This window comes from Pseudomonas sp. WS 5078 (assembly GCF_012985745.1).
Classification (GTDB): domain Bacteria; phylum Pseudomonadota; class Gammaproteobacteria; order Pseudomonadales; family Pseudomonadaceae; genus Aquipseudomonas; species Aquipseudomonas lundensis_A.
This window is the reverse complement of sequence record NZ_JAAQWX010000002.1, coordinates 171,222-192,120: the sequence shown is the minus strand read 5'-3', so window position 1 is coordinate 192,120 and position 20,899 is coordinate 171,222. Positions and strand designations below refer to the sequence as shown.

At 56.1% G+C, this 20,899-nt stretch carries 20 protein-coding genes and 1 pseudogene; 12 read left to right on the top strand and 9 right to left on the bottom strand.

From position 1 onward, the window contains the following. Nucleotides 1-278: 278 nt before the first annotated feature. The 4 genes from HBN68_RS04205 to HBN68_RS04190 form a co-directional block, all read right to left on the bottom strand. A complete protein-coding gene (locus HBN68_RS04205) occupies nt 279-2,531 on the bottom strand; it encodes an ATP-dependent DNA helicase (protein WP_169962820.1) in 2,253 nt (750 codons plus the stop codon). Beyond that, nucleotides 2,528-4,177: a VRR-NUC domain-containing protein gene (locus HBN68_RS04200; protein ID WP_169962818.1), complete on the bottom strand. Its 1,650-nt coding sequence runs from the start codon at nt 4,175-4,177 to the stop codon at nt 2,528-2,530. The genes HBN68_RS04205 and HBN68_RS04200 overlap by 4 nt, the downstream gene beginning before the upstream one ends. A gap of 90 nt (nt 4,178-4,267) precedes the next feature. Continuing rightward, complete coding sequence (locus tag HBN68_RS04195) at nt 4,268-5,707, bottom strand: hypothetical protein (protein ID WP_169962816.1); 1,440 nt, start codon at nt 5,705-5,707, stop codon at nt 4,268-4,270. Nucleotides 5,708-6,127: 420 nt separating this feature from the next. Next, a complete protein-coding gene (locus HBN68_RS04190; RefSeq protein ID WP_094994417.1) occupies nt 6,128-7,141 on the bottom strand; it encodes a zinc-dependent alcohol dehydrogenase family protein in 1,014 nt (337 codons plus the stop codon). A 269-nt stretch (nt 7,142-7,410) separates the two neighbouring features. On the opposite strand from HBN68_RS04190, the gene HBN68_RS04185 reads away from it, so the two are divergent. From HBN68_RS04185 to HBN68_RS04155, 7 genes are all read left to right on the top strand, one after another. Continuing rightward, nucleotides 7,411-8,325, top strand: a complete 915-nt coding sequence (locus tag HBN68_RS04185; protein WP_094994418.1) for a LysR family transcriptional regulator — start codon at nt 7,411-7,413, stop codon at nt 8,323-8,325. A 427-nt stretch (nt 8,326-8,752) separates the two neighbouring features. Beyond that, nucleotides 8,753-9,739: an ornithine cyclodeaminase gene (locus tag HBN68_RS04180; protein ID WP_094994419.1), complete on the top strand. Its 987-nt coding sequence runs from the start codon at nt 8,753-8,755 to the stop codon at nt 9,737-9,739. Between the two features lie 118 nt (nt 9,740-9,857). Beyond that, nucleotides 9,858-10,565, top strand: a complete 708-nt coding sequence (locus HBN68_RS04175) for a transporter substrate-binding domain-containing protein (RefSeq protein ID WP_249275385.1) — start codon at nt 9,858-9,860, stop codon at nt 10,563-10,565. A gap of 122 nt (nt 10,566-10,687) precedes the next feature. Then, on the top strand, nt 10,688-11,407 hold the full coding sequence (locus HBN68_RS04170) for an ABC transporter permease subunit (protein WP_169962814.1): 720 nt from the start codon (nt 10,688-10,690) through the stop codon (nt 11,405-11,407). Beyond that, nucleotides 11,404-12,114: an ABC transporter permease subunit gene (locus HBN68_RS04165; RefSeq protein ID WP_169962812.1), complete on the top strand. Its 711-nt coding sequence runs from the start codon at nt 11,404-11,406 to the stop codon at nt 12,112-12,114. The genes HBN68_RS04170 and HBN68_RS04165 overlap by 4 nt, the downstream gene beginning before the upstream one ends. A 59-nt stretch (nt 12,115-12,173) precedes the next feature. After that, nucleotides 12,174-12,950 carry an amino acid ABC transporter ATP-binding protein gene (locus HBN68_RS04160; protein WP_094994433.1) on the top strand — a complete coding sequence of 259 codons (777 nt, stop codon included), beginning with the start codon at nt 12,174-12,176 and terminating at the stop codon, nt 12,948-12,950. Then, nucleotides 12,910-13,668 (top strand): PAS domain-containing protein, encoded by a 759-nt coding sequence (locus tag HBN68_RS04155; protein WP_346010194.1) that lies wholly within the window; start codon nt 12,910-12,912, stop codon nt 13,666-13,668. Before HBN68_RS04160 ends, HBN68_RS04155 begins: the two co-directional genes overlap by 41 nt. Nucleotides 13,669-13,709: 41 nt before the next feature. On the opposite strand, the pseudogene HBN68_RS04150 reads toward HBN68_RS04155, so the two are convergent. After that, nucleotides 13,710-13,841 (bottom strand): annotated as a pseudogene (locus HBN68_RS04150) (GlxA family transcriptional regulator); the annotation flags it as partial. 121 nt (nt 13,842-13,962) lie between these two features. On the opposite strand from HBN68_RS04150, the gene HBN68_RS04145 reads away from it, so the two are divergent. The 4 genes from HBN68_RS04145 (at nt 13,963) to HBN68_RS04130 (ending at nt 17,103) form a co-directional block, all read left to right on the top strand. Then, a complete protein-coding gene (locus tag HBN68_RS04145) occupies nt 13,963-14,400 on the top strand; it encodes a hypothetical protein (protein WP_169962810.1) in 438 nt (145 codons plus the stop codon). 59 nt (nt 14,401-14,459) lie between these two features. Further along, entirely contained in the window at nt 14,460-14,723 is a 264-nt protein-coding gene (locus tag HBN68_RS04140) for a PAAR domain-containing protein (protein WP_169962808.1), read from the top strand. A gap of 151 nt (nt 14,724-14,874) precedes the next feature. Further along, a complete protein-coding gene (locus HBN68_RS04135; RefSeq protein ID WP_169962806.1) occupies nt 14,875-15,276 on the top strand; it encodes a hypothetical protein in 402 nt (133 codons plus the stop codon). 321 nt (nt 15,277-15,597) lie between these two features. Continuing rightward, entirely contained in the window at nt 15,598-17,103 is a 1,506-nt protein-coding gene (locus HBN68_RS04130; RefSeq protein WP_346010193.1) for a WG repeat-containing protein, read from the top strand. Nucleotides 17,104-17,404: 301 nt separating this feature from the next. Here HBN68_RS04130 and HBN68_RS04125 read toward each other — a convergent pair whose 3' ends face one another. Further along, nucleotides 17,405-17,926 carry a DUF2867 domain-containing protein gene (locus HBN68_RS04125; RefSeq protein WP_169962800.1) on the bottom strand — a complete coding sequence of 174 codons (522 nt, stop codon included), beginning with the start codon at nt 17,924-17,926 and terminating at the stop codon, nt 17,405-17,407. Nucleotides 17,927-17,962: 36 nt separating this feature from the next. Beyond that, a complete protein-coding gene (locus tag HBN68_RS04120; protein WP_169962798.1) occupies nt 17,963-18,382 on the bottom strand; it encodes a helix-turn-helix domain-containing protein in 420 nt (139 codons plus the stop codon). A gap of 78 nt (nt 18,383-18,460) precedes the next feature. Between HBN68_RS04120 and HBN68_RS04115 the strand changes: the two genes are divergently transcribed. Next, nucleotides 18,461-18,949 (top strand): DUF2938 domain-containing protein, encoded by a 489-nt coding sequence (locus tag HBN68_RS04115; protein ID WP_169962795.1) that lies wholly within the window; start codon nt 18,461-18,463, stop codon nt 18,947-18,949. Here HBN68_RS04115 and umuC read toward each other — a convergent pair. Together umuC and umuD are read right to left on the bottom strand one after the other, a co-directional pair. Further along, the gene (gene umuC / locus HBN68_RS04110; RefSeq protein WP_169962793.1) at nt 18,943-20,223 is read right to left on the bottom strand and encodes a translesion error-prone DNA polymerase V subunit UmuC; all 1,281 of its coding nucleotides are present in this window, start codon (nt 20,221-20,223) and stop codon (nt 18,943-18,945) included. The two genes, HBN68_RS04115 and umuC, sit on opposite strands and share 7 nt — an antisense overlap. Continuing rightward, nucleotides 20,213-20,641, bottom strand: coding sequence for a translesion error-prone DNA polymerase V autoproteolytic subunit (gene umuD, locus HBN68_RS04105; RefSeq protein ID WP_169962791.1), 429 nt, complete (start codon nt 20,639-20,641; stop codon nt 20,213-20,215). Before umuD ends, umuC begins: the two co-directional genes overlap by 11 nt. Nucleotides 20,642-20,899: the final 258 nt, after the last annotated feature.

The window sequence follows — 20,899 nt, the reverse complement described above, 5'->3', positions numbered from 1 at the left end:
GGCGGCGAATGCGCCCAAGGCGTAGGAGTTTGCCATACACGTGCAGGCGAAGAGTCAGTGATACAGGGTGATGAAGATCCAGGCGAATCCGGCTAAAACGAGGGACATGCAGACCACATACAGCAAAAACGCACGTTTCACGCTCAGTACTCAACTGCAAGGGGGCCAATCTGCTCTGACGACTGGCAGATTTTCAGCGGCGCGCAGTCTATCAGCCAGTGATATCGCTGTGATATTGCGCCCCTCCTATCGCGGAAAATATCCGATCAGTGGATCGGTTATCGCAGTGACCACCATTTGGGCAAAAGCTGTTGCACGTTGGGCTCGGCAAACCGGTCATCAATCAAAAACAACGCCCCCTGATCGCTTTGGGTACGGATCACACGCCCGGCCGCCTGGACGACTTTTTGCATGCCCGGGTACAAGTAGGTGTAGTCATAGCCCGCCCCGAACAACGCCCCCATGCGCAGCTTGATCTGTTCATTGACCGGGTTGAACTGGCCCAGTCCCAGGGTGGCGATAAAGGCGCCGATCAGGCGCGCGCCGGGCAGGTCAATGCCTTCCCCAAACGCCCCGCCCAACACCGCAAAACCGATGCCCTGCCCGGTCAGCGTAAAGCGGTCGAGGAAGCCTTGGCGCGCGGTTTCATCCATCCGACGCGCCTGTTGCCACTGCGCAATGTGCGGGTGACGTTCAGCGAGCAGCCCGGCCACTTGCTGCAAGTAGTCGAAACTGCTGAAGAACGCCAGATAATTGCCCGCCCGCTGTTCATATTGCTGAACCATCAGCTCGACAATCGGCTCCAGTGACTGCTCACGGTGGGTAAAACGGGTGGAAATGTGGTTTACCACGCGCACGGTTAATTGTTCAGCCTTGAACGGCGACTCCACATCGATCCACACCGTGTCTGGCGGTAGACCGAGCAGATTGGCGTAATACACCCGTGGGCTCAGGGTGGCAGAAAACAGCACGTTACTGTGGGCACTGGCCAGGCGCGGCCCAATAAAAGCGGCAGGCACCACATTGCGCAAATTAAGCTGCGACAGGCGGCGCTTGCCGGTTTCACGCAGGGTGACATCGAAAATGAAATGCCCATCGAACAGCTCCGCGACCCGGTTGAATTGCAGCGCATCGAAGTAAAAACCCTGCAACTCGCCGGTCATGCCTTGCGGGTGATCGTTGAGGTAATCCCCGATGGCGGTGATGCAAGCCGTCAACGCAGTCAGCCATTTGCCCGGTACCTGCGCATGAACCTGATAGGGCCCGACTTGCTCACGATGCAGCGCGTTCCACTCGCGATTCAAGCGTTTGAACGCCTTGTCCAAAGGCGCCGGGGCGTTGAGACGCACGGCGTTCAAGCTGTACTGGTCAAGGCTGGCGCTGTACATCTGGCGGCCGCGTTCCACCAGGTTATGGGCTTCGTCGATCAGGGTCGCCACCTTCCATTGGTTGGCCTGCGCAAGTCCGTACAACAAACCACTGAAGTCGAAGTAATAGTTGTAATCGGCAATCACCAGATCGGCCCAGCGCGCCATTTCCTGACTCAGGTAATACGGGCACACCTGATGCGTCAGTGCCACCTCGCGCAAGGCGGCCTGATCCAGGTGCGCGTGCTGGACGGCGGCCTGGCGCGCGGCAGGCAAGCGGTCATAAAACCCTTTGGCTAGCGGGCATGCATCGCCGTTACAGGCGTTTTGCGGGTATTCGCAGGCTTTTTCACGGGCCACCAGCTCCAGCACGCGCAGCGCTCCCGGCCCTTCGTCGGGGTACAGCACCTGCGCGGCATCCAGAGCCAGTTTGCGGCCGGGTGTTTTGGCAGTGAGAAACAGCAGCTTGTCCAGTTGTTGCGTGGGCATGGCCTTGAGCAATGGAAACAGCGTGCCCACCGTTTTACCAATGCCGGTGGGCGCCTGGGCCATCAGGCAACGGCCGGTGCTGACGGTTTTGTACACCGCCTCGGCCAACGGGCGTTGCCCCGTGCGAAACGCCGGGTGGGGGAAAGCCAGCGTGCGCGCGGCTTCATCGCGAACGCCACGGTGCGCGACTTCCTGTTCCGCCCAGGCCAGAAACTGCTGACATTGCTGTATGAAAAACTGTTGAAGATCAGCGGCACTCCACTCTTCCTGCAGCCGTGTTTCTTTTTCGCTGACGATGTCGAAATACACCAGCGCCAAATTGACCGCAGGCAGCTCCAGTCGCTGACACAGCAACCCGCCGTAGACTTTGGCCTGCGCCCAGTGCAAATGACGGTGATTGGCCGGGAGGGCCGCGAAGTCGCCGCGAAAGGTTTTCACCTCTTCCAGTACATTATTCACCGGGTCGTAGCCATCGGCCCTGCCCCGCACACAGAGCGTGCGGTACTGGCCTTCAAGGCTCAGCTCCGCTTGATAGTCAGCATTGCGGCGTGAGGCGACAGTGCGATGCCCGGCAATGCCCTGTTGCGCACTCGGGGACGGCGTGAAACGCAGGTCCAGATCGCCAATTTTGGCCGTGAACTCACACAAGGCCCTGACTGCAATGCGATAACTCACGCGGTACACACTTGCCATTGCACGTAACACACGGTGACTGGCATCTGATGCTGCTCGCAAAAGGCCAGCCAACGCAGCTGGTTGTCTTGCAGGCGATCCCCAGGCCCTTTGACTTCGATCATGCGGTAGGTTTTTTGCGCGGGCCAAAACTGGATCAGATCGGGCATACCGGTGCGGTTGGCTTTTATGTCCAGTAACAATCGACTGAACCACCGTTGCAAATGCTCAGGCGGCAGGCAGCTCAGCGCATGCTCCAGCAACTGTTCGTTCAGATGGCCCCACGCCACGAATGGCGACTGCACGCCATATTTTCGGGTGTACGTGTCGCGAATGGTGTGCCGGTATCGTCCATCGTGCAATTGCGCGAAACAGGCGTCGAACAGCTCGGATCGACGTGCGTGGAAGTCGTCTTCCAGCAAATCGGCGGGCCCGCTTTGATACGGATGGAAAAACGCGCCCGGCAGCGGCGCAAAAATGGCGGGCCAGCACAGTAACCCGAACAGGGCGTTGATCAGCGTGTTTTCCACGTAATGCACCGGCGCATCCTCGGTGTGCAAATGGGCAGCCACGCTGAACTCCACCGAACGTCCCGCATGGCGTTCCAGGCACAGGTCGAGGCGTTGCGGGGCGCCGGGGCGGGCACGTGGCTCTGCGGGCAGTCCGAGTTTGCGTCGCAGCCGCGGGAGCATTCGCTGCAACTGTTGAGACTCCTCATCGGTCAGCGGTGCCTGTTCGGCGGCTTGAGCCAACGCATAAGCTTGCTCAAACGCTTGCAGGTGCTCCATGCAGCGCACCGTGCGCACCCGGGCTTGCGGGTGCTGGCTGTGAGGATAAATGTGCAGGGCGCGCAGGTGATCGCCTGCCCGCTCGTGGTATTGCCCCAATTGAAACAACAAACGCGCGCGACGGCGCGCCAGCCAGCGGTTGTCGGCCGTGTAGTCAAGTACGTGCTGCAAAACAAGGTCGACGTCTTGCGCGGCTTCGAACTGTTCGCGGCACGCATGCAGGTGCAAATAGCCGTCGATATCAGCCCGGCAACGCAGGGCACGCGACGCCGGGCTCAATGGCACGGCTTCGTAAGTAAACAGGCCCAGATCCGCCAGTACCAGGTCGGACCAGCTCTGGTTGAGGGTGCCGAAAAACATCAGGCGCAGACGATCACCCAAGGCACGGTTGGTCAGGGTAAACAGCCGGTCTTCCAGGCCCGGGCACCAGTTCCCCAGGGGTTGCTCATCGGTCAGCTCAAGGCTCAACCGGGCCTTCCAGTCGGCCTTTCGGCCTTTTGAATCAGCAATATGCGCAGCGAAAAAACGCAGCAATTCAGCCTTTTGGAGCACCTCGAACACATCTGTCAGGTTGATCGTCGCCTGGTCATTCACCCAGCCTTGGTCCAGCAAGGGGGCCGCGGCAGAGGCGATATCACCGATTTCGGCGTAATTGAGCTTGCTCGCGCGAAAGTGCGTGCCCTTGCGCATGACCAGCCTGACCCACAGTGCCTGTGAAGCACCGGGCAACTGGAGGAACGTGTCGATGAAGCACTGCTCTTCAAGGTTCAGCAGATCGTCGTAACGGGATTTGATCCAGTGCAGGACGTGCTGGAAGTTCTTCAGGTAGTACAACGGGTCTTCGAGGGGATTGGAAATCACAGGCGGAACGAACCACTGACGTTAAATACTGGATAAGCGTACAGATATCAGTTCGTCCTGCAGGTTGGCAATGGCTAATGGATGAATGGTTCAGCGCGACCGTCTGGCCGGGTCATGGGACCCCATAAGGTCAATCAGGGTGGTGCCTTCAGCCAGGTCGATCTTGCTCAGGGTGTAAAGCGCTTGCAGGGACTTCAACGGCAGCCCGCTCACGGTTTCGAGCCAGGCTGCCTGACGCGCACATGCTTGGGGGTGAGCCTGCAAGGCGTCGTGCAGATCGGGCACCCACGGTAATTTGTCAGGGTAGTTGCGTTGCACAAACGCTGCGAGTTGCCCGCCTTGTTCAACAAAAGGCGATTGAATAAAGCAACTGATCTGCTCGTCCTTCACGTTATAGAGATCATTTAAATAGTCGGCCATCTGCTGGCGTAACTTCTGAATTCGCTTTGGTGTATTAAACGCACCGGCAATGACACTCACAAGTTGCCCCTTGTATCGAGAATTACATTCATTCTCCCGAACCAGCGCATGTAAGTATGAACTGACCCCACTGCAATAATCGCCGGCTTCGGTATAAACGTGACGCAACCCTTGCACATGCGCTTCAACTAATATCACTGCGGCTTGAGGCTCTTCAATATTGACACCCGCGGCATTAATGTGGCCCTCGGTAAAGTTAAGCGCTTCGGAGTTCAGGACTTCCACTTCGCAGGAGAGACAATCAAATACGTTAATAACAACCCACTCGCTGCCCGCCGACAGCGCGGGTGTTTCTGCGGGTATGGATTGCGGGTGCAGTATCGAGCGAGACGCCTTCTCAAGTTTTAAACACATATCCAGCGCAGCCGGCAGCACATCGTCGGTGGAACTGGCCTCACAGTGCCCCAGCTGTTCAGCCACCTTTAACATCCAGTGGGCGTATTCCCCCAAGTGCGGCGGTGGGCGTCTGTCGATCAGCGCATTGACCGCGCCACCCCACCTATAAGCTGTCTGAAACAGCGGGGCCCGTGACAACAGGTCGCTGTACAAAAACGTCGCCCGTGCATCCCCCTCCGATACATGCCCCCACATCAAGACATCGAGTTTCCCGGCTTCTGGCGGGCATTCACTGAACGGGGTATGACGTGTGACGGGATGGGCGCCCGTCTCATCGACCTGAAGCAATTCAACCCGATCATCGTCATACAAGAACAACTCATTGCACTGGTTATGGAACCTGGCCATGACGGATGCGGTGAGTCTGGGCTGGCGTAGTACGGCCAGACGTAACATAAACGTAACGGGCGCCCGTGCTGCAATACTCAACTGCGCGGCGCGGAGAAACGCCAGGGTGTAAGCGCTTTCCTTACCCCCCTCATGCACCACCATCACCCGGAACTGACCTATGCGCTCGATCCCTCCGGCTGCCACCAATAACCGCTGAATCAACAATTGCAGCGCAATGCGCTCATGTCGACTGAAGAAGCCTGTCAGGCGATGCAGAACTTGTTGATATACAAAGCTCATGGCCTGCTCATGAAAGGTACTCATGGGTTAACCCTCCGCAACGTCTGGTTAGTAATTGCAGGCTCACTCAAAGCGGCCAGGCATACCCTGCCTCTTATAAAAAAAGACCGGTATTACTTAAATGTAAGAATTCGACTACGCAGCTAGCATTCATCCAGATGCGCCCGACGCCAATCAATTTCCATATGAGTGGCCATCAGTAAGCTATCAGTATTTATACCCAAAAGAAAAGCTATTTGCGCATATAAATAATTAGACCGACCGGTCATAGTTAAAATTTAAACAGGCCGTAAAAGTTACAACACCCCCTTTAAACACGGCGACTACTTTTAAACATTCAATCAAGACTTTTCAACTTGCTCGATTAATACATACAACAACGCCACGACCCGTTGAGGCGTCGTGGCGTTTTATTGGCAGAGGCTAGAACTGTGGCGCACAGGTTCAAACTTCCAGGGCGACTCGTCCTCGGCAAGGGCACTCATCCATATAACGATGCGCCTGCACAAATTGATCGAAAGGAAAGACTTTAACCACCAGCGGGCGCAGGATCCTGTCGGCCGTCCATTCATTGATGGCTCGCAATGCGCGCGCCATGGCTTCCTGGTCTTGGGCGATGCCCAATTCCGGCTTGCCGGTGAAATTACCGATGCAGTGCACAAAGAACTGAATGTTCTTCTGAAACGCCGCGCAAGCCGGAAATGGCGTTTGATTACCCCCTTGCAGGCCGTAAAGCACCAGGCTGCCACGGGGCGCAAGCACATCCCCCAACACAGACATTTGCGGGCCACCCAAACCGTCGAACACGGTGTCTACGCCTCGACCGTCAGTGATCTTGTTGATCTGCATCAGCAAGTCCTGTTCTTCGGTAACGATCACTTTGTCGGCGCCAAGTTCGCTTAAGTAGTCGCGTTCGGCCGCTTCTTTAGTGGCTGCAATGACCGTGGCGCCCAACGCTTTGCCCATCTGTACGAACGATGGGCCTGCGCAATGGCTGGCGTCGGTGATCAACACGGTTTGGCCCGGCTTGACCCGCGCCAGATCCACATAGGCAAAATAGGCGATCAACAACGGTGTGTAATGGACGCTGGCCTCAACCGGACTCAGCACCTCTGGATAGCGGGTTAATGCGCAGCGTGGCATCAGGACACGCTCGCCATAGCTCGGGTAGTCATTGGCGCTGTGTGCAGGAAAACTGGCGACCTTGTCCCCCGGTTTCAAGTCACTCACGCCCTCACCGACAGCGGTCACGATCCCCGCCATCTCCTGACCAATACCGGCAGGCAGGCGAGCCTGGGACGGCGCCAGATTTTGCCGCCAGAGCACGTCATACCAACTGATACCAATGGCTTCGACGCGCACCTGCACTTCTCCGGGCGCGGGCGCAGCGACCTCGTGCTCTTCGCACTTGAGCACCTCGGCCGAGCCAAACTTGTGAAAACGGATCGTGCGCGACATCGCAAACCTCGCCAAATTAATCGCTAATACCCCGGGACTTTATCGGGGCTTTGGGCGCAAGACTAACAGACAGCATTAATAGTCGACATGCCTGACATTGATCCGCGACCGCAGTGCTTGTGCCAAAGAGGCCGTAAAAAAGCTGCGTAAGGCGCAAAGTTAATCCGATCAGGCAATCAGAAAGCAAATCTAGGCAGTGACGATTTGGCATGTATGCCCGTAAGATCCGTCACCTAAGTCCCTGAAGAACCGCCTGTGAAGCCAGCGAGATGAACCGTAACGACTTGCGTCGCGTCGATCTTAACCTGCTGATCGTCTTTGAAACCTTGATGCATGAACGCAGTGTGACCCGTGCCGCAGAGAAATTGTTCCTCGGCCAACCGGCGATCAGTGCGGCGTTATCGCGCCTGCGCAACTTGTTCGATGATCCGCTGTTCGTGCGGACCGGCCGCAGCATGGAGCCTACCGCGCGGGCGATTGAGATTTTTGCACTGCTGTCCCCGGCGCTGGACTCTATTTCCACTGCGGTCAGCCGCGCTTCGGAATTCGACCCGGCCACCAGCACCTCGGTCTTTCGCATCGGGTTGTCGGACGACGTGGAATTTGCCCTCCTCCCCATGCTGCTCAAACGCCTGCGTGCCGAGGCGCCTGGCATTGTGCTGGTGGTGCGGCGGGTGAACTACATCCTGATGCCGCCGTTGTTGGCATCCGGTGAAATTTCAGTCGGCGTCAGCTACACCAACGACCTGCCGGCCAATGCCAAACGTAAAGTGCTGCGCCGCAGCAAACCCAAACTGCTGCGCGCCGATAGCGTACCCGGCGCACTGTCGCTGGATGACTTCTGCGCCCGCCCCCACGCACTGGTGTCATTTGCCGGTGACTTGAGCGGCTTTATCGATACCGAGCTGGAAAAACTCGGCCGCAAGCGCCACGTGGTGCTGGCCGTTCCGCAGTTCAACGGCCTGAGCACCTTGCTTGCCGGTACCGATATCATCGCCACCGTGCCCGATTACACCGCCGAAGCCTTGACAGCCGCCGGCGGTATTCGGGCTGAAGACCCGCCGCTGGATACCCAGACCTTTGAACTGCACATGGCTTGGCGTGGCGCTCAAGACAACGATCCCGGAGAGCGCTGGCTGCGGTCACGGATCCAGATGTTCTTCGGGGATCCGGACAGCCTCTGACATCACGCAATGCTGAGGGCCAGGTCAGATCGATTCGGGATTTGGCCGCACGGCCCGAGCACGCTTCACACTGCGCAAGCGAACCAAACACGACTCCCTTGACTCACGTCCAATGACGCGCTTCGCCTGAGGCCGCGCAGCGTTCGGCGTAGAGACACGTACGCCAAAGATCTGGGCCTTGATCAGAGAGCGTCCGCACGCCCGCAACAATTAGACAATGTATTCATGTTAGAAAATTAGTCTAAAACCATTTAACCTCAGCACAGCACCACACAACCTGTATTGCCACTTATAGGCCGTACAGCAGACTTACACCCCGTATCAGGTCCAACACTATGGTCGTCGTGAAACGCAGGCTGCCACAAACAGGCTCAAGTGCGCGGCATCACCGGGCTCGCAGCCTTTTTTGCCACAGGGGCAGTGGCCTATGAGCCCGCTGCTTTATGACTTGAACAGTCTGCGCGCAGCCTTGACGCGCCACGACATACTGCGAGTGGTGCGCAACGCCTGTGTTGAGCATGCGCGCGACAAGGTGATCAGCGCGAAATCGGGTGAACTGCTGTTTCAGGACCCGCCGGGCGATTGCCATATCCGGTTCGGATATTTTCGCGGTGCTCCCGCTTTTGTGGTCAAGGTGGCCATGGGCTTTTACGAGAATCCGTCCCGTGGACTGGACACTAACAACGGGCTGATGCTGGTTTTCAGCTCGCTGACTGGCACTTTAATCGCCATTCTCAACGATGAAGGCTGGTTGACCAGTTGGCGTACCGCCGCTGCCGGAGCCCTGGCCGCACAAGCGGGTGCTCCGTCGCGCATTACAGCCCTGGGTATCCTCGGCAGCGGGCATCAGGCCGAACTGCAAGCGCTCTGGGCTGCACACCACCTCGGGACACAGCGGGTGGTCATCTGGGGCCGGGCTGCGGAAAAAGCTGACCGCTTGGCCGAAACATTACGGCTTAATGCCTTGAATGCCCATGCAGTATCGGCGGTAGAGGACGTGTTTGAACGCTGCAATGTGGTGATTACCTGCACGCCCTCAAACCGGGCGATCGTCCCTGTCAGCGCCGTAAAACCCGGGACCCACATTGTCGCGCTGGGGGCTGACAGCCTGGGTAAACAAGAACTGGACCCGCACATTCTGGCTCAAGCCAGAGTCATCATGACCGACGATCATCAGCAATGTGCCGAACGCGGCGAGTTGGCGTATGCCTTGCGTGCTGGGCTGATTACAGAAGGCGCGGATGTTGCGCTGGGGCATGTGCTTGCGGGCACGCGCCCAGGCCGCCTCAGTGATAACGACATAACCGTTGCAGACCTTACCGGGCTTGCAGCCCAAGACATTGCCATCGCTACCCTGGCGGTAGAGAGGGCACAACATTCACCCGCTACCGGTGCGCGCACCACCCCGCCCTGATCCTGCACCCTGAGTAAAAAGCGCCTGATTCAACAAAAACAATAAAGAAGGTACTCACATGAACACCCTGGTCCGCGTTACAGCCGTTTTCACCTCTTGCCTGTTGTTCGCCATCACCATGACGGCTCAGGCAGAAACACTGCGCATCGCCAGCGAAGGGGCTTACCCGCCGTTCAATTACATTGACCCGGACAATACGTTGCACGGGCTCGATATCGACATTGCTAACGCCCTGTGCGAGCGGATGCAGGTCACGTGTACATTTGTCACCCAAGATTGGGAAGGCATGATTCCGGCCTTGCTGGCAAAAAAATTCGACGCCATTGTGGCGTCGATGAATGTCACTGAAGAGCGCAAAAAGAAGGTGGCCTTCACTGATCGCTATTACCGCACACCCTTGTCCCTTGCCGTGCCCAAAGACTCAACCATCCGCGATGCCCAGACCGATTTCAAGGGGTTAACGGTGGGCACCCAATCGTTTTCGACACAATCGATCTACGCCGAAGAGCATTACGCCGCTGCCGGCGCCACTGTGAAGCTCTACCCCTCTCAGGATGAGGCTGTCAGCGATCTGGCCGCCGGGCGCCTGGATGCTGTCATCGCTGATAAATACCCGTTGCTGGCCTGGCTCAAAGCGCCGGGCAAAGGAAAAGAGTGTTGCAAGTTTCTGGGTGACGTAAAGGGCACTAACGCCGATGCCGCTATCGTCGTGCGCCTGGAAGACAACGCCTTGCGTGAACGATTGAACAATGCGCTGGCTGAAATAATCGCTGACGGCACTTACAAAAAAATCGTCAGCCGTTACTTCGACTTCGACATTTATTGACCCTCAGGGAGCGTGCGCCACGGGGTCCCCGGCGCACCTGCTCCCCATCGTGACCTCGCCTCGCGCAGCCATTTGGCGCGACGACGTCATGCCCCTCATAGATCGCGCAAGAGGGTTCGGGCATGCCTGAGCAGTTGACCTTGTTATCCTTTGCCAGCGGCGGTTGGGGCGCAGCCTTGTTGATGGGCGCCCTGGTAACACTCGCACTGGCGTTGAGCTGTGTGCCGCTGGGCTTGCCGCTGGGCCTGGGCGTTGCGTTTGCCGCTCGGTCCCGGCGACGCTGGCTGCGTCTGAGTGCCACGGCATTTTCCACGGTCTTTCGCGGCTTGCCGGAGCTGTTGACGTTACTGATCATCTACTACGGCTGCCAGATCGGAGCACAGAAGCTCCTTGCCACGCTGGGCTACCCGGCAGACGTGAGAATCAATGCATTCGTCGCGGCGATGATTGCCTTCAGCCTGGTGTTTGCGGCGTTTTCGAGTGAAGTCTGGCTAAGCGCCTTCAAGGCCATACCCAAAGGCCAGTTCGAAGCGGCGAAGGTGCTGGGTTTGAGCACCAGCGCGATGTTTCGCAACGTGCTGCTCCCACAACTGGCGCGTGTGGCCTTACCGGGCTTGTCAAACAATTGGCTGGCGTTGCTTAAAGAGACCTCGCTGGTGTCGACTATTTCTCTGGTCGACCTGATGCGTCAGACCAGTCTGGCCGTGAGTGTCACCAAAGAGCCCATGCTGTTTTACACCGTAGCCTGCTTTGGCTACCTGTTTTTCTCGGCACTGTCCGGCCGCCTGTTCCACGTTCTCGAACAGTATTTCAACCGTCACCAACGGGGTGCACAGCCATGAGTGCCGGTGACTGGCTCGACCTGTTTTTTAACCCGCAGCTCCTGGAACGCTATGGTCCGCGCTTTGTCGACGGGTTGTTGGTCACCGGCAAACTGGTGGCGATTTCTTTCAGCCTCGGCATGCTGCTAGGGCTGGTGATTGCCCTCAGCCGGTTATCTGACCGTCGCTTACTGCGCGGTTTCAGCAGCGTGTATGTGTATTTTTTTCGGGGATCGCCGCTGCTCGCTCAACTGTTCTTGCTGTATTACGGCCTCGGCTCCTTCAAACAGTTCTGGGAGTCGATAGGGCTTTGGTGGTTTTTCCGCGATGCCTGGTATTGCACCCTGCTCGCATTTACCTTGAACACGGCTGCCTATCAGGCCGAAATCCTGCGCGGTGCGTTAATGGCCGTTGCGCAGGGTCAACGCGAAGCCGCGCAAGTTCTCAGCCTGCCCCGTCGCGTCACCTTCTTCAACATCATCATGCCGCAGGCGTTGCTGGTGGCTGTCAGGCCATTAGGCAACGAACTGATTCTGATGATCAAAGCCAGCGCCCTCGCTTCGCTGGTTACGATATATGACGTCATGGGGGTGGCCAAAGTGGCGTTCTCCCGCAGTTTCGATTTTCAGGTCTATCTGTGGGCGGCGCTGCTGTACCTGTTGATCGTAGAAGGCGTCAGGCGTGCGCTCAAATGGCTTGAACAGTCACTGAGCAAGCATGCCGGATGACCCGCACACCACTCCAAACCTGCGCACATTTATCGAGGGAATATGCCATGCAGCCCGTCATGACAGCGTCACACGATCAGTCCACTTCAGCGTTGACCGCACGAGAGACCGTAGTCCACATAAGCGGGCTGAATAAATGGTATGGCCCTTTTCAAGTGCTGCACGGTATCGACCTGACGGTACAGCAAGGGGAGCGTATCGTGCTGTGCGGACCGTCCGGCTCAGGCAAGTCGACCTTGATCCGCTGTATCAGTCACTTGGAGGTTGCCCAAGAGGGCATCATCCATACATTGGGTGTCGACCTGACGAAACCCTCACCGGCCAGACGCCTGGCGCTGCGGGAAGTTGGCATGGTGTTTCAGAGCTTCAACCTCTTTCCCCACATGACTGTTCTGCAAAACTGCACCCTCGCCCCGGTCTCGGTACGCGGCCTGTCACGTCAGAAGGCTGCAGAACAGGCGAGGTACTTCTTGGACAAAGTCGGGGTTGAGAACCAGGCAAACAAATACCCCAGCCAGCTCTCGGGCGGTCAGCAACAGCGGGTGGCGATTGCCCGGGCGCTGTGCATGGCGCCAAAAATCATGCTATTCGACGAACCCACCTCAGCGCTCGACCCGGAAATGGTCAATGAAGTACTGGACGTTATCGTCAAGCTGGCTGATACAGGCATGACACTGCTTTGCGTCACGCACGAAATGGGCTTCGCCCGTCAAGTGGCTGACCGGGTACTGTTTCTCGACGCGGGGCGCATTGTCGAAGACTTACCCCCCGAGCGTTTTTTTACTGCCCCTGAAAGTGACCGGGCTCAAGCGTTTCTGGCACAAATCCACCGTTGAACGCATTGATGACAAGCGTGCTCGATTCAACCCTGCGGGTCTCCTGTCAATTACAGGTCGATTGCGTACAATCCCCTTCTCAACTTTCACGAACTGTCTGCCCCTTATGGTCGATATCGCCTTCATGAACGCAACAGCAGACGGCATTGCCGCCCTGCTTTTCCCAGACCTGGAAGCTGTGGTCCACGATCTTCGCAGCGGACAGATCGCGCACATTGCTAACGGCTTTTCCAAGCGCAAGGTCGGCGACGCCTCATTGATCAGTGACTTACCCGAATTGAACAAAGGGCTGGACGTCATCGGCCCGTATGAAAAAGCGGGACTGAACAACCGCTCCCTGCGCTCAATCTCGATTGCTGCACGTGGGCCAGACGGCCAGGTTGCAGCATTGCTGTGCCTGAACTTCGATGTGACAGTGTTAACCCACGTGCAAAAGCTGCTGAGTGGCTACGTGGTGGGCGTGCAGCCCCAGACACGTCCAGCGCCCTTGTTCAGGACCGACTGGCGTGAACAGCTCAATGCTATCGTCCAGGCGATATCCGTTAAGCACAACGTGCGGCAAAGCGATTTCGGGCGTACCGAAATCATGTTAGCCCTGGCGCAAGCCCGCACCGCCGGACTGCTGGATATTCGTAATTTCATCGATTATTTCGGCGAGTATTTCGGTATCTCTCGAGCGACGGTTTACAACTATTTGAAAGCCACGCCTAAAGAATAGGCCGCTGTGCCACTACCGTCGCTCAATACGGCCTGCACACGTCACCTTACCAAACGTACTTCTTTGGAAGGTCTGTAACCAAAAAAGGCGCTATAGCATTTGCTGAAATGACTGGGTGACACAAAACCGCAGGCCACCAGCACGTCCACCTGTGACAGCGCCGTGTGTTGCAGACCCGATCAGTGATGAGAACGCTACCCCGCCCTACTCAACTCTGTATAAAGCCAGATTTTAAGCAAGTACTGCGTCTCGCAATATATCTCAATCCATGCTCTGGCAACTGTTGAAGCAGAGATGAAAACAATGTCACCTGCAGAGAGGGTTCAAACGTTTATAAATCAGATAATCGTGTGGGAAGCGGCCTTTCATACTGAAAGAAAAACTTACCATGACACATGTAATACTGACTACAAATGTCGGATTGATGCTGGTGCTAAAGCACAATCGATTGATATATCCTCTGAAAATCTTAGTTTAAAAACCTTGAATGCTCTTGGTGCTACTCGACTCGACACCTTAGGCACTGAGCGGCTACCCGAGTATGATCAGGCGATTTTAGTCGATACCGAGACTCGCTCCGGCGCGGCGTGGACAGTCGAAATAATGAAATTTCATGGCATTAAGTATGCATTACCAATACATTTTAAACATGGAAAACGGAACCCTAGAATTAATGGCGTAAATACCCGGCGTGACAGTGCAGAAAAATGGTGGCAACGTAACGCTACCTAGAGAATGCATTGAGTATTTTGTGTGTTTAATGTTTAAAAAACAGAAGGAATTGAGTCGTAATGAAAGACATCATCCGCCTAGGCGATCCCACCACCCATGGGGGCGTCGTTCTTGAAGCTTTTTCCCAGATTGACCTTAACGGCAAACCGATTGCCGGGGTCGGGCATAAGGTTAGTTGCCCTTTATGCAAAGGGATTTTTCCCATTATCGAGGGCAGCGCAACTTACTCCGTAGACGGCATCGCAGTTGCGCTCGACGGTATGAAAACGGCCTGTGGCGCAGCGTTGATTGCCAGCGGCCCTAAAGGTGCCGTTAACCGTTGATCACATATGCATGACACACCACTCAGAACACTGCACACCCGTATTGAACTCATTCTAAGCGGTTGTGTTTTCCCCCTGCGCGGGTACTTTTAGATCCGCGCAGGATTCTCCCCTGCAAACTAAAATTTGCACCTGCTTTAATGGATTAAACATGAGCCTTAAACTTTCAACTCTGCTGTTGGCTGCCTCTGTTTCAATGTGTTCTGTCGTTCAAGCGGCCCCTGCCGCAGACATGCCCGATGCTACAACCCTCAAGCAAATCTATGACACCAGCCGTTCGATGTCGGGCCTGATTTCGTACTGTGTCGACCAGGGTGTACTGAAGAAAGACAGCTTGGCTGAAGCCAAAAAAATGACGGATTACGTCAACAACATGCCAGCCAAGTTCGACAAAAGCTCAGGCGACGCAATGGAAAAAAACGGGCGTCAAGGCAACATTCAGGGCAGTGACGGCAAACTGGTGAATATATCCGATGCGCCTCAAGGCCTTGAGGCGTGGTGCAAAGGTGCGGATGAAGGCCTGCGTCAAGGCCTGAAATCCATGCAGCAATAAATGGTCCGTTCATCTAACCACGATGTTTATTAATGGCTCATCGCTTCGATAGTTTATCGGTTGCTCGCCTGACAACGCGGTAAACGTCAGTTGGATTTAACGCGAATAGATGCGCACTTTCTTATTCATCAGGAAGTGCGCGTCTGGTTTACCTTTGCAAGGATGTGTTTTGTCATGGAAAAAATATTCATTGCCCGCCTTATGCCTTTAGCGCTTTCGTTATCAGCTTTATTTCTGGCGGGTTGTCATGAAGACGCTGCTAGCCACTCCACTGCCCCGCACTCAGTTGCCCCTTTGGCTGCCATGGTGATCCCCGTTTGTGTGAACGGTGAATGTCTGGTGCTGGACCAAAAGGGCTCTGTGTTAGTCAACGGCGACAACACCTATGCCATCGCCCTCTCAGTGCCGTTGAACAGCACGTTCATTTATGCCGAAGACGGTCAATGGAACGTGGCCAATGCCGACGGTACACAGGTTATAAAACCCGCGTTCACCGAGGGGCTGCGCTTGCTGACACCCGGTTTTTTCGGATTTGAGCGTGATGGCAAGTGGGGTGTCATGGACCAGCAAGGCAATGAAGTTCAACCGCCAGCTTATGATGATATCTATCCCGGCGGCGGGACTGCGCTGGGCCAGTACATCGTCTACGGGGTGGACGATAAATACGGTCTGCTCAGCGCTGAGGGGCATGTGATCACAGCCCCTCTCTTCGACTCTTTCTCGACCTATAAAGACAGTGCCTTGGCGGGTGGTTGGGTGAGTGCTGAACGTGACGGCCAGAACTGGGCAATCAACCTGCAAACACGCGAGGTCAAGTCTGTCGGCTTCGACAAGTTCGTTGAATACGCCAATGAGCATTTCGTCGTTTCACTGGGCAGAAAAAAAGGGTTGGCAGACGCGTCGAATACGCTACTGACCGAGTTCAAGTATGACTGGATGGGCGTACCTGGCGATGGTTTGGTGGCCTTCAAGGAGAACTTCGACAGCCTCTGCGGCTATCTGGACTTTAAAGGTCAGGTTGCCATCGCGCCGACCTACGACGCTTGCGAGGTGTTTGGTCACAAAGGCGCACTGGTCAAGGCCGTGGGCCACGATGGAAACAGGGGCAAATATGGCTTTCTCGCACGTTCAGGAGAGTGGCTGATTCAGCCAAGCTTCGATTCGGCAGAACCGGCGGTGCACTCACCGCTGGGAATGTTCGAGTCTGTTCCGGGCTTTACCCAGACCGGTCACTTAAAGAACATGCTCACCGTCTACTTCGGCCTGTTCGACACCGATAAAGGGGTTGAGCTGTTCAAGCCGGAATATGCACAAATCGGTGTTTTGACCCCTGACCGGTTTGTTTTCGCAAAACCTGATTCGCCGAAAAGGACCATTACTTTCTTGGGTGCCCCCCATCAGTTGCCAACGCTGGGGCTCATGGACGCCAAGGGCTCCGTGCTGATTGAACCCGGGCAATACGTCGCGCTTACGCTGGATAAAAGTGGTCGCTTCATCCGTGCATGGACTGGTACATCCCGCCTGGCAACGACCGCGTTATATGACCTGAACGGCAAGTTATTGGTACCCGCCCACTGGCAAGAAGTGGTTATCGATGAACACCGTGGTGCCCTCTTCGCCTACGAGCTGGAGGGTACGCCATCTGATGAGACCCGCAGCTTGCGCGCCTTGTACAGCCTGGACGGTAGCCCCGTTTTTCAAACCCGAACGGTAGGTTGCGACGTGCAACAAGTGATCGATGGCAGCGGCAAGGTGTTATGGCCTACCGACCCAGAACACTTGTGCCGTGAGTCAGACGACGCCGCCGAGACCCAACAACAGGGTTGAGACTGCTGCGCCCCTTGGTGTGCGCCGACGGGCGCCAAGTGCACACGTTTGGCCTGGATCTTGCGCACTTACCACTCACTGACAACCCTTGCGTCGCCATGGCATTTACCTGTGTCCACACGGCGTATTTGATGCGTTGCATCATGCTGTTGAACGGGGTACCGCAGGACACGGCCTGGCAGGTGCTGTTGCTCAACACGCAATGCGCCCAGTATTGCTTTTCGGGCTGGGAAGGCCTGATGCCGTGACGCGAATTGCCCGTATTCAACCCGACACCCGCCTGACCTGCTCTTCTTGCGGATCAACCCGGTATGCGCGCCAGCATCAAAGGTGCGATATACCGGTGAACCGGAGCGACTGGCAGCATGTACAGGCGGCCAAGACGGTTATGGGTATGCACCACAGTGGCCACTACGATTTCTCGCGTGCCATCGGTTTGAACGCCAGAGCGGCTCAATGACACGTACACATCAAGGTGCTTGTCTTTGTCTGCGACCAATACCTCATTGGGGGTGTTGGCCAGCAAGGTGAAGATGCCAAGCCTATCATGCACCTGATAGGTGCTTTCTTCCCGGTTCAAATCGATATGCCCTAATCGGCCGAGGTCTTTGAGCCCCAACAACTTGACCACACGATTGCGGGTCGTCATCAGTGCGTCGATCCAGCCCGGTGTGGCCGCCATGATATGCAACAGGTGGCTTAACGCTGTGCGGTCTGACTCCCGGGTGAACGTGCGCTGACTGTCAACGAATTGCGCGCCTTCAACGTGGGCGCTGATCAGCGTACCCGGCGGCACTGCACAGGGGGTGACGCGTGGGTTCATAAAAGTTGCGCTCCTTGCCGGATAGTTTCATTGCCTTCAAAAGCCAAAGGGGGCCTGCCATACATCTTCACGGGATACATCTTTTAACCGCTGCTGAAAGCTCGGGCATTGCGCATGGCTGACCGCAGGGCAGGCGGCTGCACGATGCAGGTCATCACGTACCCCGGCGAGTTTGCCTATTAAACGATCTAGCATGTCCGCTTTGCGGGTGAGCTGCTGCCGATCAAGGGCTACGTGGCCATTTGCCGCCAGCATGGACGCAATTTCATCCAATGAAAACGTCAGCGACTGCGCGAGCGTGATTAACGCGAGCTGATTCAGTACATCGGCCTTGAATACCCGGCTCAAGCCACGTCGTCCAGCCGAGCGAATCAGCCCTTTTTCTTCGTAGTAGCGCAACGTCGAAGCGGGAACCCCGGAGCGCCTTGCGACTTCCTTAATGCCGAACTCTTTCATGCTTGACCTCAAGTCGACTTGAACTTGCACACTGGCCATTCAAACAACTCGATACTTGGCCGACAAGGAGAACGTGACATGGACACACCGCAGTGGATCGCAAGCGCTACGGGGCTTGGCCTGGGTGCCACGTTTTTCATGGACATCGTTGCCCTGCTTCGCCAGCGTTTATTCAACGTGCCATCCCTTGACTATCGGCTCGTTGGCCGCTGGCTAGGGCATATGCTTTCAGGGCGATTTCGCCATGATTCGATAAGCCGCGCTCAACCGCTACGCCATGAGCGGCTGACCGGCTGGCTGTTTCATTACCTGACAGGCGTCGCCTTCGCTGCACTCCTGCTGGCAGTCGCTGGCGAACACTGGTTTTATCGGCCGACACTGACTCCGGCACTGCTGATGGGCGTGTTCAGCGTTGCTGCGCCGTGGCTGATCATGCAACCGGCACTGGGTATGGGGGTAGCAGCCTCTAACACGCCCCATACCCGACTGGCGCGACTAAGGAGTCTGACTACACACCTGTCATTCGGTATCGGATTGTATGTTACGGGCTGGCTATGGGCTCAGTGACAGGAGACTTTCCACAACTGATCCAGTCGCGTGGTGTAACTCTGGCTCATCAAATCCCGGCGCATACTCCAGTCAGGATGGGCCGGGACGCTTGCCGCACGCAGGGTTCCCCGACCCCAGCGGTTATTGATCTGGTCTAGCACAGCCATCACCCTGGAGGCTTCGGCGGGCTGGTTGAGGGCAAACAGGTCATCGGAAAACTCGCCCGGTTGACGTAAGTCCAGCAGCATGACTTCAGCCTTGCTGTATTTGAAGCCGGGTTGAAAGACATGCTCAACAGCGTCTACGGCGGTTTTAGTCAGCAGACGCACGTCATCGGTCGGATAGGGCAACGTCACGACGATACCTCTGGCGTATTTGGCTTCATCCGGATTGAACATGCCGGTACGGATACTGACCCGCACCTTGTGGCAATAAGACTGTTGCGCCCGGAGTTTTTCCGAGGCACGCATCATGTAGGTCGCCACCGCTTCTTTGATCGGCTCAATGGCTGTCAGACGCCTGCCGAACATTCGGCTACAGCAGATTTCCTGTTTCGGCGGGTCGGGCTCGTCCAGTTCAAGGCACGGGGTGCCCGCCAACTCGCGAGCGGTTTTCTCGATGACCACGCTAAATTTTTTACGCAACGTCCACGGATCGGCCCGCGCCAGGTCCATCGCCGACACAATGCCCATGCCTTCCAGGTGCGCAGTCATACGTCGTCCGATTCCCCAGACATCAGACACCGAAGTATTGCGCAGCGTCCAGGCCCGTTCGTGATCCGGACACAGATTGACCACGCCTCCGGTATGCGCCTGTAAGCGTTTGGCAGTGTGGTTGGCCAGTTTGGCCAAGGTCTTGGTAGGACCAATACCGACCCCTACCGGGATACCGGTGCACTGCAGGATGCGCTTTCGCAACTGGCGACTGACCTCGGTAACATCTGCAATGCCGGTCATGTCGGCAAATGCTTCATCGATGCTGTACACCTCGACGGCAGGGACTTGAGCTTCGATCAGGCTCATCACCCGCTCACTCATGTCGCCGTACAACGCGTAGTTCGAAGAGAACGCTATGATCCCCTGCTGCTCCAGTTGTTGCTTGATCTGAAAATAAGGCGCGCCCATTTTTATATGCGGTTTGGCGTCATAACTACGGGCAATGACGCAACCATCATTGTTGCTCAGCACCACGATCGGCACCTTTGCCAGGTCCGGCCGAAACACGCGCTCACAGCTTGCATAAAAGCTGTTGCAGTCAATCAGGGCAAATACCGGTCGGGACTCAGTGGCCATGATTGCGTACCGTGTGGGTAATCACGCCCCAAATCGAAAGCTCATCACCTTCCATGATGTAGCGATTGGGGTATTTGGGGTTTTCAGAGACCAGCATGACCGTTTTGCCTTTGAACCAAAGCCGTTTACAAATCGGGTCATTGTTCAGTAGCGCCACCACCACATGCCCGTGGGTTGCTTCAATTGCACGATCCACCACGGCCAGATCCCCGGAAAAAATCCCTGCATCCTGCATGCTGTCGCCATCAATAGTGACCAGATACACATGAGCCGCTCGAATATTGAGCGCCTGATCGAGTGAAATATGTTTCTCGACATGGTCAGCCGCAGGCGAGGGAAAACCGGCCGGTACCTTGAACGAACACCACGGACGACGAACACCACCTTCAGCCAGAGGACCCAAAACCGTGAAACCCATGACGCTCGCCTTTCTATTAACTGTATGTTCATACAGTTAACTGCGCCGCAGGCCGAAGGTCAATTTATCTGTAGGAAATTACGACGAGAGGCCATGTAAATCAGACTGATTACAGCAGGTGTTTTCTCCGTGTGAGCCGCGCAAATATTACTGCAAAACAATATTTAATTATTGTTTTACAATCATTTTATCTGCACTTATGATTCGGCCGTCGCACACTTGCCGCGACTCGATTCACCTATATTTCCCACACAAGAA

What these genes read in the sequence shown, in the direction of transcription:
- HBN68_RS04195 (WP_169962816.1), bottom strand. Translation starts at nt 5,707, where the DNA reads ATGAGTACCTTTCATGAGCAGGCCATGAGCTTTGTATATCAACAAGTT.
- HBN68_RS04190 (WP_094994417.1), bottom strand. Translation starts at nt 7,141, where the DNA reads ATGTCGCGCACGATCCGTTTTCACAAGTTTGGCTCGGCCGAGGTGCTC.
- HBN68_RS04185 (WP_094994418.1), top strand. Translation starts at nt 7,411, where the DNA reads ATGAACCGTAACGACTTGCGTCGCGTCGATCTTAACCTGCTGATCGTC.
- HBN68_RS04180 (WP_094994419.1), top strand. Translation starts at nt 8,753, where the DNA reads ATGAGCCCGCTGCTTTATGACTTGAACAGTCTGCGCGCAGCCTTGACG.
- HBN68_RS04175 (WP_249275385.1), top strand. Translation starts at nt 9,858, where the DNA reads ATGACGGCTCAGGCAGAAACACTGCGCATCGCCAGCGAAGGGGCTTAC.
- HBN68_RS04170 (WP_169962814.1), top strand. Translation starts at nt 10,688, where the DNA reads ATGCCTGAGCAGTTGACCTTGTTATCCTTTGCCAGCGGCGGTTGGGGC.
- HBN68_RS04165 (WP_169962812.1), top strand. Translation starts at nt 11,404, where the DNA reads ATGAGTGCCGGTGACTGGCTCGACCTGTTTTTTAACCCGCAGCTCCTG.
- HBN68_RS04160 (WP_094994433.1), top strand. Translation starts at nt 12,174, where the DNA reads ATGACAGCGTCACACGATCAGTCCACTTCAGCGTTGACCGCACGAGAG.
- HBN68_RS04145 (WP_169962810.1), top strand. Translation starts at nt 13,963, where the DNA reads ATGAAAACAATGTCACCTGCAGAGAGGGTTCAAACGTTTATAAATCAG.
- HBN68_RS04140 (WP_169962808.1), top strand. Translation starts at nt 14,460, where the DNA reads ATGAAAGACATCATCCGCCTAGGCGATCCCACCACCCATGGGGGCGTC.
- HBN68_RS04135 (WP_169962806.1), top strand. Translation starts at nt 14,875, where the DNA reads ATGAGCCTTAAACTTTCAACTCTGCTGTTGGCTGCCTCTGTTTCAATG.
- HBN68_RS04125 (WP_169962800.1), bottom strand. Translation starts at nt 17,926, where the DNA reads ATGAACCCACGCGTCACCCCCTGTGCAGTGCCGCCGGGTACGCTGATC.
- HBN68_RS04120 (WP_169962798.1), bottom strand. Translation starts at nt 18,382, where the DNA reads ATGAAAGAGTTCGGCATTAAGGAAGTCGCAAGGCGCTCCGGGGTTCCC.
- HBN68_RS04115 (WP_169962795.1), top strand. Translation starts at nt 18,461, where the DNA reads ATGGACACACCGCAGTGGATCGCAAGCGCTACGGGGCTTGGCCTGGGT.
- umuC (WP_169962793.1), bottom strand. Translation starts at nt 20,223, where the DNA reads ATGGCCACTGAGTCCCGACCGGTATTTGCCCTGATTGACTGCAACAGC.
- umuD (WP_169962791.1), bottom strand. Translation starts at nt 20,641, where the DNA reads ATGGGTTTCACGGTTTTGGGTCCTCTGGCTGAAGGTGGTGTTCGTCGT.